The following is a 13,816-nucleotide window of genomic DNA, read 5'->3' as shown; positions in this document are numbered from 1 at the left end:
TAGTCTTTTTTGTTGGACCGCACCGCCTCAGTTCCCACTAAGCGCCTCCAAAACCAGGGATCTGAAATGATCCCCCCTTTGACCATAACTTTTGTAAGCGTCAAAACTGGCGCACCCGGGCGAAAAAAGCACCATATCCCCGGGCCGGGCAATTCTTCTGGAAAGCTCAAAAGCCGTGGCCAGGTCTTCGACCAGATGACCCTTTATATAAGGCTGCAACTGTTCGCAAATTGTGGGCCCGGCCTCGCCAAAACAGATCAGCCCCTTGAGGCGGGGGCCCATAAAGGGGGCAAGGTCAGCAAAGACGCCTTTTTTATCCCTACCTCCCAAAAGAAGAATCAAATCCCGATCTAAAGACCCCAGGGCAGCCTGTACGGCCCCCACATTGGTGGCCTTGCTGTCGTTGACATAATCCACCTGATTAATGGCGCCCACCAGTTCAACCCTGTGGGGCAGGCCCTTAAACTCCCTGACCACCCGATTCATGGCGTTCGGCCCGACCTTGCAGGCCTTGGCCGCCATACAGGCCGCCAGCAGATTCAACCGGTTGAAGGTTCCCTGCAAGGGTGTTTGGCTTGCGTCGACGCGCATCTGTTCCTGATCCCTGGCCGATATGACCAGGTCATCCCCTTCCAGCCAGCCTCCCGGCCTTAAAAGAGCGGACTCGCTGAAATATTGAATCTGGGCATTGGCCATGGGGACCCTTTTTGAAATCTCCTTATCATCGGCCTTGAAGATGGCCACATCCTCCGGGCCCTGGCGCAGAAAAAAGCTGAATTTGCTGTCCGCATAAGCGGTGAAATCCCGGTACCTGTTCAGGTGGTCCTCGCTTATATTCAACAGCACCCCAACCTTGGGAACCATGGTTGGGGCGGTGTCGGCCTGAAAGGAGCTGACCTCCAGAACCGCCCAGTCAACCCGGCGGCCCGAGTTTATAAGGCTGCAAAGGGGTTCGCCCAGATTGCCGCCGGTAAAGACCTCAAATCCTTCAGCCTCAAGCAAAAGGCCTATAAGGGTGGTTACCGTGCTTTTACCGTTGGTGCCGGTGACCATGACGCAAGGGGATTCAAGGAATCTGAAGCCAAGCTCCATTTCACCCAACACAGGCATCCCCTTGGCCTTTGCCGCGCAGACCTCATCCAAACGGGGATCTATGCCCGGAGAAAGCACCAGTAAATCACAGGAAGTAAAATCATCTTCCCTGAAACCGCCAAAGTGCAGCTCTGCACCGGAGGACTTAAGCTCTCCGGCCTTTTCCGATCCCGCGCCCTGATCAGTGACCGTAACCCGGGCCCCCCGGCCCAGGCAGAGCCTGGCCGCGGCCACGCCGCTCACCCCGGCTCCCGCCACCAATACGCGCTTCTCCTTAAGCTCCACTTCTCTTACCTCAGCTTTAAGGTGGATATGGCCGCCAGGGCCAACACCACCGCTACAATCCAGAAACGCACAATCACCTTGGACTCGGGCCAGCCCTTTAATTCAAAATGATGGTGCAAGGGCGCCATGCGGAAAAACCTTTTGCCATGGCTTACCTTGAAAAAACCCACCTGGATAATCACGCTCAGGGCCTCAACCACAAAAATGCCGCCGACCACGGCCAGCAGGATTTCATGTTTGGTAACCAGGGCAGCGGTGCCGAGCATGCCGCCCAGGGCCAAGGAGCCGGTGTCTCCCATAAAAACCTCGGCCGGATGGGCGTTGTACCAGAGAAAACCCATTACAGCGCCGACCACCGCGCCAAGGAAAACCGTTACTTCACCCACGCCGGGCACAAAAAAGATCTGCAAATAAGTGGCGGCCTTGTAGTTTCCGGCCAGATAGGAAAGCACCAGATAAGTGCTTGCCGCCACCAGGACCGGTCCTGCGGCCAGGCCGTCGAGCCCGTCGGTCAGGTTCACCGCATTACTGGCCCCAACCAGGATAAAAACGGCCAAGACCACGTATCCCCAACCCAGGTCCGGGACCACCAGCTTGAAAAAAGGCACCGAGAGCTGGGTGTTGTAACCCGGGTGGTAGTAAAGAGCCAAGGCAATGGCCAGTGAGACCATACTCAAAAGCAAGAACTTGGCTTTGGATGAAAGGCCGCCCTCATTTTTGCGGGAGACCTTTTTCATAAAATCGTCAATAAAACCAATGGCTCCAAAGGCCAAAGTAGCGCCCAGGATCAGCCAAAAGAAAAAGTTGTCCAGCCTGCCCCATAAAAGGCTTGAGACCAGCACACTGAAGATGATCAAAAGCCCGCCCATGGTGGGGGTGCCCGCCTTGGCCTGATGGCTTTTCGGGCCCAGCTCTCTTATGTACTGGCCCATCTGCATTTTCCTGAGCATCCTTATCAACCAGGGGCCCAACAAAAGGGAGAGGGTCAGGGCGGTGAGCGCAGCCCAGATGGTGCGGAAAGTTATGTAACGTATAACGTTGAACCCGGCGAAGATATCCCGCAACGGGTATAGCAACTCAAACAGCATTAGGAGATCTCTCCGCTCACCAGGGCCTTGACCACGCGCTCCATGCGCATTGCCCGGGAACCTTTTATCAAAACGACCTCTTCACCGGTGAGCACCTCGAACGAAGCCTCGACCAGTTCCATAAAATCATCAAAAGCCAGGGCCATATCTGGCGAAAGACCAGCCTCTTGAGCGCCTTTCGCCACCTGGGGGGCAAACCCGCCCAGGGCCATGACCAAATTGCAACCCGCCTCCACGGCCATGCGGCCGGCCTTTTCATGCAGACGAGGGGCATCCGGCCCCAACTCCAGCATATCGCCCAGAATCAAGCCCTTGGGCCTGCCCGAGGCTATGGGTCCCAGCGCTTCCAACCCACCCTGCAGGGAAGAGGGATTGGCGTTATAGGTGTCATCCACCACGGCATAGCCCCACATGGACTTTTGGTAATGCAGCCTGCCTCTTACCGGGGCAAACCCCTCCAGACCCTTTTTTATCTCCTCGGCGGAGAATCCCATGGCCCAGGCAGTGGCTGCGGCGGCAAGCGCGTTTTTCACGTTGTGGCTACCCGGTGCGGCCAGGCGCACCCTTTCCAAAACTCCTTCCGGCAATACCAGGTTAAAGGCCTGCCTGGTACCTAAAGCCGAAATATCCCGGCAACTTACCTGAGCTTTTTCACTCATGCCAAAGGTAATGGCCCGATCAGCCATTTTTTCAGCCCACGGCGCAAGCAGGGGATCATCTATATTCACCACTGCCCTGGCATGGTCACCCAGCCCTTCGAAGAGCTCGGCCTTGGCCTTGGCCACTGCCTCAAGTGAGCCCATGGGACCCAGATGGGCCGCGCCCACGTTGGTGATTACCCCCACGTCCGGCACGGCTATTTGAGTAAGCCTTTTTATTTCGCCCGGCGCATTCATGCCCATCTCCACCACGCAAATTTTGTGGAGAGGCGAAAGGCCCAGGAGAGTCAGGGGCAAGCCAATTAAATTATTAAAATTTCCTTTATTCTTCAGCACCTCCGACCTGGAAGAGAGGATAGAGGCCAACATTTCCTTACTGGTGGTTTTACCGTTTGATCCGGTGACCGCGGCAACCGGCAGGGAAAACCGACTCCTCCAGGCCGTGGCCAGCTCACCCAGGGCAAACAGGGTGTCCGGAACCTGGAAAAGGCATGCATCCGGATTATCCGGCAGCTCAAAACCTTTTCGCACCACGCAGGCGGCCGCACCTTTTTTCAAGGCATCGGCCACAAAATCATGGGCATCGAAGTTCTCGCCCTTAAGCGCAACAAACAAAGAGCCCTGGGGCAGATCGCGGGTATCTGTGGAGACCTTGGAAAAGGCTTTTTCCGATAACTTTCCCCGCACCTCGGCCCTAAGGGCGTTTTTAACGAAATCAAAATTGAGTTCAGGCATTTGCCGCCTCCTTTGGCCAAACCAGGCCCAAGGCTCTGGCAGCCTCCTGACGGTCATCAAAATGCCTCTTTTCACGACCTATTATCTGGTAGTCCTCGTGGCCCTTGCCGCCTATGAGAATCACATCTCCGGGACCGGCCGATTTCACGGCCAAGGCTATGGCCTTGGCCCGGTCGGGTTCGGTTACATAGGCCCCTGATTGGGCGTTCGCCGGATCCAGGGTCTTAAGCGCCCCTCCCTCAACCAACCCGGGCTCTATCATTTCCATGATGGAGAGGGGGTCTTCGGTGCGGGGGTTATCGCTGGTGAGTACGGCCAGATCAGCGCCCCGGGCCACGGCCAGCCCCATAAGGGGACGCTTGCCGTGGTCCCTGTCTCCGCCAGCGCCAAATACGCAGATCAGCCTGCCGGGGCAAAGGGGCCTCAGCACACTCAAGGCCTGGCGCAGGGCATCGTCTGTATGGCAATAGTCCACAAACACCAAAGGCCCTTGGCTGGAGACGCCCACCTTTTCCAGGCGGCCCGGCACTCCTTTTAAACTGCAAAGACCCTGAGCCACCAAGGCGGGTTCCATTCCCAGCCCCAATCCCACAGCGGCCCCGGCGAGCAGGTTGGCGGCATTAAAACGCCCCACCAGGGGAGAATTGACCATAAAAACCCCCATGGGGCTTTTAACCGTGAGTTTTATTCCCTCTATGGTCAGTTCCAGGTCAACCGGTCTGATATCAGCCTCTGAATCAAGCCCGTAGGTCAGGGTTTCCACCCCCAGGGCGCGGGTCTCGGCAGCCAGGCCCGCCCCCCTGGCGTCATCATTAAAGACTACGGCCAGGCCCTTTTTACCGGTTTTTTTCCACTTGGGTAAAAGCTCGGTGAAAAGTCGTTTTTTGGACTGGAAGTAATCTTCCATATCCTTGTGATAATCCAGGTGGTCACGGCTTAAGTTGGTGAATACCGCGGCGTCCAAGGCAACATTGTCAGCCCTTTTCTGGGCCAGGGCATGACTTGAGACCTCAAGCACCGCCTGGTCCGCCCGGTCCGCCCGCATCTGGGCCAGGGCGGCGTGGATATCCAGGGATTCGGGCGTGGTCATGGCGGCAGGCTCTCTGTGCCCAGGCCACCTCAAGTCCACGGTTCCGATCACTCCCACTGGCCCCTGCTGGGCCAACACGCTTTCAACCAGGTAGCTGACGGTTGTCTTGCCGTTGGTTCCGGTAATTCCCACGGTGCGCATATCACGGCTGGGCCTCTGGTAAAAAACATGGGCCAGCCTGGAAAGGGCCGCACGGGTGTCCGGAACCACCACCTGGCAAAGATCCGCCAGGGAGGGATCTTCGGTCTCCACCACCACAACCGGGCTTCCGGCCTTGGCCGCCTGAGCCAAAAATGCGTGACCGTCTGCGGCAAGCCCTTTTAAAGCCACAAATATATAACCGGGACCCACCTTTCTGGAATCATAGGCCAAGCCCTTGACCTCAAGGTCCGGTGCGGCGCCGATGATTTGGACGGGGTCTAATTCTTTTATAAGTTCACTGAATTTCATTAAGCACCTTCCCCCACCGGCTTCAGGGTTAGTTCCAGTTCCGTGGCAACCGGATCGCCCACCTGGGGGTATTGGGAAACCACTCTGCCCCAACCGCCGACCTTGACCTTGATTCCGTTTTCAGCGGCCAGGGCAAGCACTGAACGCAGAGTATGTCCTCTAAAATCCGGAGTAACTCCAACACCCAAAGATTTTTCCAGCTCTTCTTTGGATACAGGCTCTGTAAACTGATTGGCCTTGGTCAACACGCCGGAATTTTTCCCGGTGGCCTTACCAGGGCCGGGCCAGGTTACGCCCAGGGAATTCAGGGCCGCCCTGGCGATTTTCACAAAAGCCGGACCGGCGACGGTTGAACCGTAGTACCCTTTTTTAGGCGTATCAATAACCACACAAACCACCACCTGGGGATCCAGGGCCGGCAAAAAACCCACAAAACTGGCTATATAATCTCTGTGTGAGTAACCTCCGCCGGGCTTGACCTTTTGGGCGGTGCCCGTCTTGCCCGCCACATCAAAAGGCTCCACCCTCACCCTTTGGGCGGTGCCGCCTTCTTCGGTGACGGCCATCATAATTTTTGTCAGCCGCCTGGCCACCCCTTCGCTCAAGACTCTACGCACCACCTGGGGGTTAACCTCCCTTTTGATGCGCATGTCGTGATCCAGTTCGGCCTTGACCACATAGGGTTTCATCAAGACCCCGCCGTTGGCAATGGCGGCCACTGCCTGAGCAAGCTGGATCGTGGTTATGGCCACGCCCTGACCAAAGCAGATATTGGCCAGATCCACGGGTCTCCAAGACTTGTAAGAGCGCAAAATACCCGAACTCTCGCCGGGCAGATCAACTCCTGTCCTTTGGGCAAATCCAAAGGACTTTATGGACTCGGACAGGGCCTCGGCTCCCACGATAAATCCCACCTTGGCTATTCCAATATTGGAGGAGACCTTCACAATGCCTGCCAGGTCCAACTCTCCATGGGGGTGGGTGTCATGGATGACCTTTCCGCCCACCTTCCATTTGCCCTCTTCACAATCAATAAGCTGGCCATCCAAAACCTTGCCGCTTTGCAGCGCCCCGGCAGCCACAAAGAGCTTGAATGTGGAACCGGGTTCAAAGACATCCTCCACCAGCCGGTTGCGGTATTGGGAGCGGGAGTAGCGGCCAAAGACATTGGGATTAAAAGTGGGCCACGAGGCCATGGCCAGAATTTCCCCGGTCTGGGGCACCACAACTATGGCCTGGCCTGATTTGGCTTTTCTTTGCTCAATTGTTTCAGCCAAAATTTTTTCCACCTGATACTGCAATCCCTTATCCAGGGTGAGAACCAGGTGATCGCCCTCGGGCAGCATGGTAAAGGCCTCTTGGGTCAGGTGTATGGTGCGGCCCAAGGCGTCCCTTTGACTGATTATTGTATGGCCCTGACCGCGCAGAACCTTGTCGTAACTTTTTTCCAGACCCTCCAGCCCCTTGGCCTCATCTCCGGCAAAACCCAGCACATGGCTGGCCAGGGAAGTGAAGGGATAAATCCTCTTGGGCTCTTTTAATATCCCCACACCCTTTAGATTCAGACTCTTCACCTTGGCCGCTTTTTGGGGGCTTATGCGGCGGGCTATCCAGACAAAACGCTTTTCCCCGGAAAGGGCCTTCACCACCCTTGCCTTGGACAATTGAAGCGCCCCTGCCAGGGCGCGGCCTGTGGCCTTGGGGGTCTTTATCCTTACCGGACAGGCAAAAACCGAATCCGTATCAACACTTACCGCAAGTTCGTCCTGATTGCGATCAAAGATGATCCCCCTTCTGGGGTGCATCTTTATACGCTTCATAAGTTCGCGACCGGCCAGGCTGGTAAGGTGATCGTGCTCAAAAAGCTGCAGATAGGCGGCGCGGCCCCACAACACCAGGCAAACAAGCACGAAAAACACCCCAACCGCCTGCAAGCGGATGCGGATCCAGCGCCTGTTTTTCAAATCTCCCCGGTGGATCATGGCAACTCTCTGATCTGCTCGGGTTGAACCCGGACCAACCCCAGGCGCACTGCTTCCTTTTCCAGACGCGCCGGGGATTTCAAGTGGTTCAGCTCCACCCTCAGACGCCTGGTGGACTCCCTGAGGTCTTTTTGGGCTTCCAGGGCCCGGCTGGCCTGATAACGCATGCGCCGGGTCTCTTCCCTGATGGCGGCATAGAACATGGCGGCACAGGTGGCCACCACCACCAAAAGGATCACGGAGAACAAACGAACCCCTGGCTGGTTCTTTTTCTCCTTGACCTTTCGCTTGTTGGCCACCCTGGCGCTGATGCTCATATCGCCGGTACCTCGGTGCGTATGGCTATTCTCATACGGGCTGATCTTGCCCTGGGATTCTCCTCTACCTCACGGTCTCCCGGGCTCATGGATTTTTTCCGGGGCAAGACAACCAACGGCTTTTTACCGCATACACAGACAGGAAGATCAGTGGGGCAGGTGCAGGGATTCGCCCATCTCTGCATGGCCTTTTTCACCCGCCGATCCTCCAGCGAGTGATAACTGATGACAACCAGCCTGCCTTTGGGCCTTAGGCATGAGGGCGCTTTTTCCAAAAAACGTTCCAGCTGACCCAGCTCATCGTTTATCAAAAGGCGCAGAGCCATAAAGGTCTTGGTTGCGGGGTTCAGCTTGCTTTTCCGTCTGGCTGCAGCCGGATAGGCCTCTTCCACTGTCTCGGCCAATTGGCCGGTGGTGGTGAAAGCCGTAATCTGCCTTTTTTTAACCACCGCCTTGGCAATGCGCCTGGCAAGGGGCTCTTCACCCAGGGTCTTGATCACCCGGGCCAGCTCAGCTTCCTCGACCTCGGCCAGCCACTCGGCGCAGGTTTGTCCAACCGATCCCATCCGCATGTCCAAAGGACCGTCAAATCGAAAGGAAAATCCCCTTTGGGCCTGGTCGAACTGCATGGAACTCACACCCAGATCCATCAGGATTCCCGCCGCCCCCTTGGGATCGACGGAGAAAACATGCTCATCTATATGATCGAAGGTGGTGTTGACCAGTTGGACCCTATCCTTAAAGGGAGCCAGGGTCTTTTGCGCCAACAAAAGGGCGCTTTTATCCCGGTCCAAGCCCAGAAGCCTGAGGTTCTCTGTGCCTGCCTCCAATATTTCTCTTGAATGACCAGCCGCGCCCAGGGTGCAGTCAACAATCAAACCGTCCGAAAGAGGTCTGAAAGCCTCCAACACCTCAGCCAGCATCACTGGCCGATGCATCTCCCACACCCTAGATTCCCAACTCCGCCATGGCGGTGCTCAGGTCGTCAAATTCCTCGGCTATCTTACGCCGCTCTTCGTAGAAGAGGTCCTTATCCCAAATCTCAAACGTCTTTTGCATCCCGGCTAAGAGAACCTGGCCGTCAAGGCCGGCCATGTCGCGCAAAACCGGCGGAATCAGAATCCTTCCCTGCTTATCCAATATGCAAGGCGTGGCTCCGCTGATAAAATATCTACGAAAGGCTTGTGCTTTTTTATCAAGCAACGGCAATTTGCTGACCTTATCGGTCAGCACGCTCCATTCCTGATCCGGGTAGCAGACCAGGCACTTGGTGGAGGTGGTGACATAAATCCCCTGACTGCCTTGTTGATTCAGGATACTCCGGAACTTGGCCGGAATGGCCAGGCGCCCCTTGGAGTCAAGGTTATGTATGGACCAACCTCCGAACAATTTTGTTGACCATCTCCTAAATATTCTACCCCACAATTCACCACAATCTACCACTGCTCCCTACTATAGGGGGCAAATGTTGTGCATGTCAAGAAGAAAACAAGGAAAATTCGGCAGCATCCCCTTGAAATCGCGAAACATTACTAGTATTCACCCGTACTTTATAATAATTAAAATTTTTTATTTCATTTTTCTCGTAACCTGTTTAAAAAAATAACTTTTCCTCAAAAATCCGTTCAAAGGCCTCTCAAAATACGCATAATTTCCCAATTTATGTGTGGCGTCAGGTGGGGAAAGGCTTCACTCCAAGTTTGGGTAAAAAAGAGAAGAAAAAGCACTTTTCTTTTGGATCACCCTGAAAAAAAAGGAAAAGTCAGGTTGACGCTTTCCAGAAGCTGGTGTTATGCTTCCAATCGTAGCTCCTCGCAGTTGTGGCCGGCTCTGTGCCGGCCACTTGCTGTACGGGGTAGTTATCGACCCCCGCCTTTTCTAGGGGAAGTCGTTTACAGAGAGGGGGCCCTGCCAATAGCGGCCTCATGGGCTTACAGACCATTTAGTCAGGTGAAATCCTTCTAAGGAGTAAACATGGCGGACAAACCAATGACCAAAGCTGAAATGATTGATCGAATCGCCAATGATGCCAGCATTTCCAAGGCAGCAGCCAAAGCCGCGTTGGAGGCCTTCATTGAAATGTGCCGCGAGGAAGTCAAGGCCGACCGTCCTTTTCGTGTCGCCGGCCTGGGCACTTTTGTGATGAGAGAATCCAAGGCTCGCAAAGGCGTGAACCCTGCGACCGGCGAACCCATCGACATCAAGGCCCAGAAGCGTATGGCCTTCAAGATGAGCTCTGTTGTAAAAGACATGCTCAACTGAGGCCCGGAGCCGGGGAAGGCTCACGAAAAGCCTTTCCCCGGTGCGCATATAAAACTATTGATCACAGTTTAAGGACCGGCTCCCCCGCTTGAGACGGCCTTTTAGTCGACTAAAGCCTTTTTGCCGCTCATTTTACCGCATCCGTTCGACTCCATTATTCCGCTTGCCTGCCGGGGATTTATCCCGGAGGGATTGGTTTTCCGCACCAATCAAAGGTATTATTTAAAATGCTCCTGCGATCAAGGTCCCGTTAATTAAAAAGATATGACCTGATATCAGGTACGTGTTAATTTAGAAGATAAATAACACCTTTTGGCAGTAGTGTGTTTTTACTTGCAAAAAACGCACCCAAAAACCCGAAAAGATATTTCAAGACAGCAAGGGGCTGAGAGGAATAGATGCCATGAGCGACCAGAAAGCAGTAATCGATTCCATCCTTGACCAACTAGCCTCCCAGGTCGTGGTGCTTGAACCGGGTGACCTGATGTCCTACGGAGAAATACTCTCCAGCCTCGAGCAGCTGGCCGTAGTGGCCGACGGAGCTACAGAGCCCTGCCTTACTGATCTGGCTTCATCACTAAAGGAATTAATGGAAGGCATGATTCTGGGAGAAGTCCCTGATCAGGATAAAGGTGTTTCCACTATCACGGCCGGAGTCAGCCTGGGGCAGGCTTTTCTCAGAAACGACGCAGGCAAGGAAGACGTCCATGCCTTTTTAGCGGAAAAAGGCATGACCAAAGAGGCAGAGCCCCAGGATCAGGCACAGGTTTCAGATGAAGCCGCGCCGGAAAAGCCCGCAGAACAGGCCGAGGAACCGCCTGCGCCGACTCCGGAGCCCGAAGCGCCGGAAGGCCCGCCCGCGGCTGCGGGAGTGGCTGATGAAGTATATGCGGCCGAGGATCTGGAGCTCTTGGAAGGATTTGTCACCGAGGCTCTGGAACACCTGGAATCCATAGAGATCAACGCCCTGGTTCTGGAAGACACTCCCGAGGACCAGGAAACCTTGAACGCTGTTTTCCGCCCCTTTCACACCATCAAAGGTGTCAGCGGCTTTCTAAATTTGGGGGACATCAACAAACTGGCCCACGCCCTGGAAAACGTCCTGGACCAGGCCAGGAGCGGTGCTCTCATTATCGAAAGTGCGGCCATAGACCTTATCCTGGCCGGGGTGGACATGCTGCGTCAGATGATCACCGAGGCCCAGGATGCAGCACTGGCCAAAAGGCCGCGCACCTTGTTCGACATATCTTCTCTGCTTAAAAGAGTGGAAGACCTGCTGTCAGGCGGGGAAGCCACACAGGAGGCACCGGGCAAGCCCCTGGGCGAGATACTGGTGGAAACCGGGATAGTGGAAAAAAACGCGGTGGACCAAGCCCTTGAAACCCAGAAAAATCCGCCGCACCGCCCCTTGGGCGAACTTTTGGTCAAACAGGGAGCTGTCCAACCGTCGCAAGTGGCCAGGGCCATAAGCACTCAAAAAACCCAGGCCACCACGCTCAAACCCACGGCCCAGTCAGTCAAGATCGACACTGCCAAGCTTGACAACCTTCTCGATATGGTGGGAGAGCTGGTCATCTCCCAAAGCATGGTCCAGGCCAATCCCAATATCCAAAAGCTGAAAGACCGCAAACTCTCCCGGGATCTCTCCCAGCTGGGCCGCATCACCTCCGAACTGCAGAAAAGCACCATGTCCATGCGCATGGTTCCGATCAAGCAGACTTTCCAGAAAATGGTGCGCGTGGTGAGAGACACCTCGCAGAAGGCCCAGAAAAAAATAGAGCTCAAACTTCAGGGCGAATCCACCGAGATAGACCGCAACATGGTGGAAAAATTCTACGACCCCTTGATGCACATGGTGCGAAACTCGGTTGACCACGGCATTGAGACCCCGGACGAGCGGCTCAAGGCCGGCAAGCCCGAAACCGGCACGGTTATCCTTTCCGCCTATCACCAGGGCGGCAACGTCTGTGTTGAGATCAAAGACGACGGCAGGGGTCTGGATAGGGAAAAAATCCTGGCCAAGGCCCTGGAGAACGGAATCATCACCGAGGCCGACGGATTAAACGACGAGGAGGTTTTCAAACTCATCTTCCAGCCCGGATTCTCCACCGCCCAGGTGGTTACCGAGATCTCAGGCCGAGGCGTGGGCATGGATGTGGTGCAAAAAACCATTGACGAGCTCAGGGGCAAGGTGAATATCGTAAGCGAACCCGGTGAGGGGACCACCTTTACCATCGCCCTTCCCCTCACCCTGGCCATTATTGACGGCATGGTGGTTGAGGTGGGGCAGGAACGCTATATCCTGCCGACCATATCGGTGGCCGAGTCTCTACGCCCCAAAAAAGAGGAATACTCCACTGTACAGGGGAGAGGTGAGATGATCATGATCAGGGGCAGCCTTATCCCCCTGATCCGCCTTTACGAAGTGGTGCAGGTGGACCCTGAGAAGAGAGAACCCTGGGAAGCCCTGGTGGTGGTTATAGAGCACCATGGCCAACAGCGTTGCCTTTTGGTGGACCGACTGGTGGGCAGGCAGGAGGTGGTGATCAAATCCCTGGGGCACAGCCTTAAAAAGGTAAAGGTTCTGGCCGGAGGCGCCATTATGGGCGACGGCCGAGTGGGGCTGATCTTAGATGTTGAAGGCATCTTCAAGCACCAGGACAAATAGACCAATATTACCGCGAAGAGGTCCATTCTCTTTCGCGCAATCATACGGTTCATCAAAACGGACAAGGGAAAACCTCTCCACCTTTCAGGAGAGGTGCACCCTCAGACAGCCACGCCTTTTGCGGCGCATCTCTTCTTGCTTGAATTCTTTTGTTTTATTACATGCTTTTTAGGGCTGACTCTGGCAAAATTTATTATAAGTTTATATGGATAGTCCCCTGAAACCTGCGAGGGCTCTTCTAGATATCAGATATCTTAGGGGGGATTAGTTACAATAAAATACCATTTTGTTTTGATTGATTCGCATGTTGGCCAAAAAGACAAGACGCAAAGATCAAATCCAACCCGGCCAAGCCTCCGGGGGAATTGCAATCTCAGACGCCCAGTACACCAAACTGGCCAGTCTGGTCTATTCCCTTTGCGGCATAAACCTGGGCACCAGCAAGAAAGAACTCTTAAAAGCCAGACTGGTGAAAAGGCTCAGGGCCACCGGGATTTCAGATGTAAGAGCATATATGAATTATCTGCAGCAAGATGCAGACGGCTCTGAACTGATTTCATTTTTAGATTGCATTACCACGAATAAAACAGACTTTTTCCGCGAAAACCAACACTTTGACTTCCTAGCCGGGGACATCCTGCCCAACTTGAAAAAGCTCTGCGGGCCAAACGAACCCCTGCGAATCTGGTCTGCGGCCTGCTCCACCGGTGAAGAGCCTTATACCTTGGGTATTGTACTTTTGGAAAACCAATCACTCTGGAGAGACAGGGGGGCCGAGATTCTGGCCTCGGACATAAGCACCAAAGTGCTCTCCCACGGCAAAAACGGGGTCTACGCCCTGGAGAGACTGGTGCCGATCCCCAGGCCGATATTGCGCACTTACTTTCAAAGGGGGGTCAATCGCTGGGAAGGTCACGGCAGGGTCCGGCCCCAGGTCAGGTCCCTGGTTGAGTTCAAACGCATCAATCTTATGGAGCCATTTACCTTTGAAAAACCATTTCATGTGATATTTTGCCGAAATGTAATGATATACTTTGATAAGCCCACAAGAGAAAAGCTGGTGGGCAAATTCGGCGAATGCCTGGTCCCCGGCGGCTATTTGTTTGTGGGGCACTCGGAAAGCCTTACTGGAATTGAGCACAAACTTAAGTTCGTGCGACCTGCCGTGTATCGTAGAGAGGTCTGAGC

Annotated in this window: 11 protein-coding genes; 3 read left to right on the top strand and 8 right to left on the bottom strand. The window is 54.7% G+C overall.

Annotation, left to right across the window (positions count from 1 at the left end; translation table 11 throughout):
* Nucleotides 1-27: 27 nt before the first annotated feature.
* Genes murD through mraZ form a run of 8 tightly spaced genes read right to left on the bottom strand, consistent with a single transcriptional unit; the run spans nt 28 to nt 9,087 of the window.
* Entirely contained in the window at nt 28-1,377 is a 1,350-nt protein-coding gene (murD, locus tag X474_RS04230) for a UDP-N-acetylmuramoyl-L-alanine--D-glutamate ligase (protein ID WP_044346988.1), read from the bottom strand.
* Between the two features lie 5 nt (nt 1,378-1,382).
* Nucleotides 1,383-2,465 carry a phospho-N-acetylmuramoyl-pentapeptide-transferase gene (mraY, locus tag X474_RS04225; RefSeq protein ID WP_044346987.1) on the bottom strand — a complete coding sequence of 361 codons (1,083 nt, stop codon included), beginning with the start codon at nt 2,463-2,465 and terminating at the stop codon, nt 1,383-1,385.
* On the bottom strand, nt 2,465-3,859 hold the full coding sequence (locus X474_RS04220) for a UDP-N-acetylmuramoyl-tripeptide--D-alanyl-D-alanine ligase (RefSeq protein WP_044346986.1): 1,395 nt from the start codon (nt 3,857-3,859) through the stop codon (nt 2,465-2,467). The genes mraY and X474_RS04220 overlap by 1 nt, the downstream gene beginning before the upstream one ends.
* Nucleotides 3,852-5,399, bottom strand: coding sequence for a UDP-N-acetylmuramoyl-L-alanyl-D-glutamate--2,6-diaminopimelate ligase (locus tag X474_RS04215; protein WP_044346985.1), 1,548 nt, complete (start codon nt 5,397-5,399; stop codon nt 3,852-3,854). Before X474_RS04215 ends, X474_RS04220 begins: the two co-directional genes overlap by 8 nt.
* Complete coding sequence (locus X474_RS04210) at nt 5,399-7,381, bottom strand: penicillin-binding protein (protein ID WP_044346984.1); 1,983 nt, start codon at nt 7,379-7,381, stop codon at nt 5,399-5,401. The genes X474_RS04215 and X474_RS04210 overlap by 1 nt, the downstream gene beginning before the upstream one ends.
* Nucleotides 7,378-7,698, bottom strand: a complete 321-nt coding sequence (locus tag X474_RS04205) for a cell division protein FtsL (protein WP_044346983.1) — start codon at nt 7,696-7,698, stop codon at nt 7,378-7,380. Before X474_RS04205 ends, X474_RS04210 begins: the two co-directional genes overlap by 4 nt.
* Complete coding sequence (gene rsmH / locus X474_RS04200) at nt 7,695-8,636, bottom strand: 16S rRNA (cytosine(1402)-N(4))-methyltransferase RsmH (protein WP_044346982.1); 942 nt, start codon at nt 8,634-8,636, stop codon at nt 7,695-7,697. The genes X474_RS04205 and rsmH overlap by 4 nt, the downstream gene beginning before the upstream one ends.
* A 10-nt stretch (nt 8,637-8,646) precedes the next feature.
* Nucleotides 8,647-9,087 carry a division/cell wall cluster transcriptional repressor MraZ gene (gene mraZ / locus X474_RS04195; protein WP_044346981.1) on the bottom strand — a complete coding sequence of 147 codons (441 nt, stop codon included), beginning with the start codon at nt 9,085-9,087 and terminating at the stop codon, nt 8,647-8,649.
* Nucleotides 9,088-9,672: 585 nt separating this feature from the next.
* On the opposite strand from mraZ, the gene X474_RS04190 reads away from it, so the two are divergent.
* The 3 genes from X474_RS04190 to X474_RS04180 all read left to right on the top strand — a co-directional run bounded on the left by X474_RS04190 (nt 9,673) and on the right by X474_RS04180 (nt 13,814).
* Nucleotides 9,673-9,960 (top strand): HU family DNA-binding protein, encoded by a 288-nt coding sequence (locus tag X474_RS04190; protein WP_052514851.1) that lies wholly within the window; start codon nt 9,673-9,675, stop codon nt 9,958-9,960.
* 403 nt (nt 9,961-10,363) lie between these two features.
* On the top strand, nt 10,364-12,628 hold the full coding sequence (locus X474_RS04185; RefSeq protein WP_044346980.1) for a chemotaxis protein CheA: 2,265 nt from the start codon (nt 10,364-10,366) through the stop codon (nt 12,626-12,628).
* A gap of 304 nt (nt 12,629-12,932) precedes the next feature.
* Entirely contained in the window at nt 12,933-13,814 is an 882-nt protein-coding gene (locus X474_RS04180; protein ID WP_156360616.1) for a CheR family methyltransferase, read from the top strand.
* The last annotated feature ends 2 nt before the right edge of the window (nt 13,815-13,816 follow it).

The organism is Dethiosulfatarculus sandiegensis (assembly GCF_000931935.2).
Lineage (GTDB): Bacteria > Desulfobacterota > Desulfarculia > Desulfarculales > Desulfarculaceae > Dethiosulfatarculus > Dethiosulfatarculus sandiegensis.
This window is presented reverse-complemented; position numbering and strand designations above follow the sequence as displayed.

Excerpts from the sequence above, each read along its gene's own strand:
- mraY (WP_044346987.1), bottom strand. The coding sequence starts at position 2,465 with ATGCTGTTTGAGTTGCTATACCCGTTGCGGGATATCTTCGCCGGGTTC.
- X474_RS04220 (WP_044346986.1), bottom strand. The coding sequence starts at position 3,859 with ATGCCTGAACTCAATTTTGATTTCGTTAAAAACGCCCTTAGGGCCGAG.
- X474_RS04215 (WP_044346985.1), bottom strand. The coding sequence starts at position 5,399 with ATGAAATTCAGTGAACTTATAAAAGAATTAGACCCCGTCCAAATCATC.
- X474_RS04210 (WP_044346984.1), bottom strand. The coding sequence starts at position 7,381 with ATGATCCACCGGGGAGATTTGAAAAACAGGCGCTGGATCCGCATCCGC.
- X474_RS04205 (WP_044346983.1), bottom strand. The coding sequence starts at position 7,698 with ATGAGCATCAGCGCCAGGGTGGCCAACAAGCGAAAGGTCAAGGAGAAA.
- rsmH (WP_044346982.1), bottom strand. The coding sequence starts at position 8,636 with ATGCATCGGCCAGTGATGCTGGCTGAGGTGTTGGAGGCTTTCAGACCT.
- X474_RS04190 (WP_052514851.1), top strand. The coding sequence starts at position 9,673 with ATGGCGGACAAACCAATGACCAAAGCTGAAATGATTGATCGAATCGCC.
- X474_RS04185 (WP_044346980.1), top strand. The coding sequence starts at position 10,364 with ATGAGCGACCAGAAAGCAGTAATCGATTCCATCCTTGACCAACTAGCC.
- X474_RS04180 (WP_156360616.1), top strand. The coding sequence starts at position 12,933 with ATGTTGGCCAAAAAGACAAGACGCAAAGATCAAATCCAACCCGGCCAA.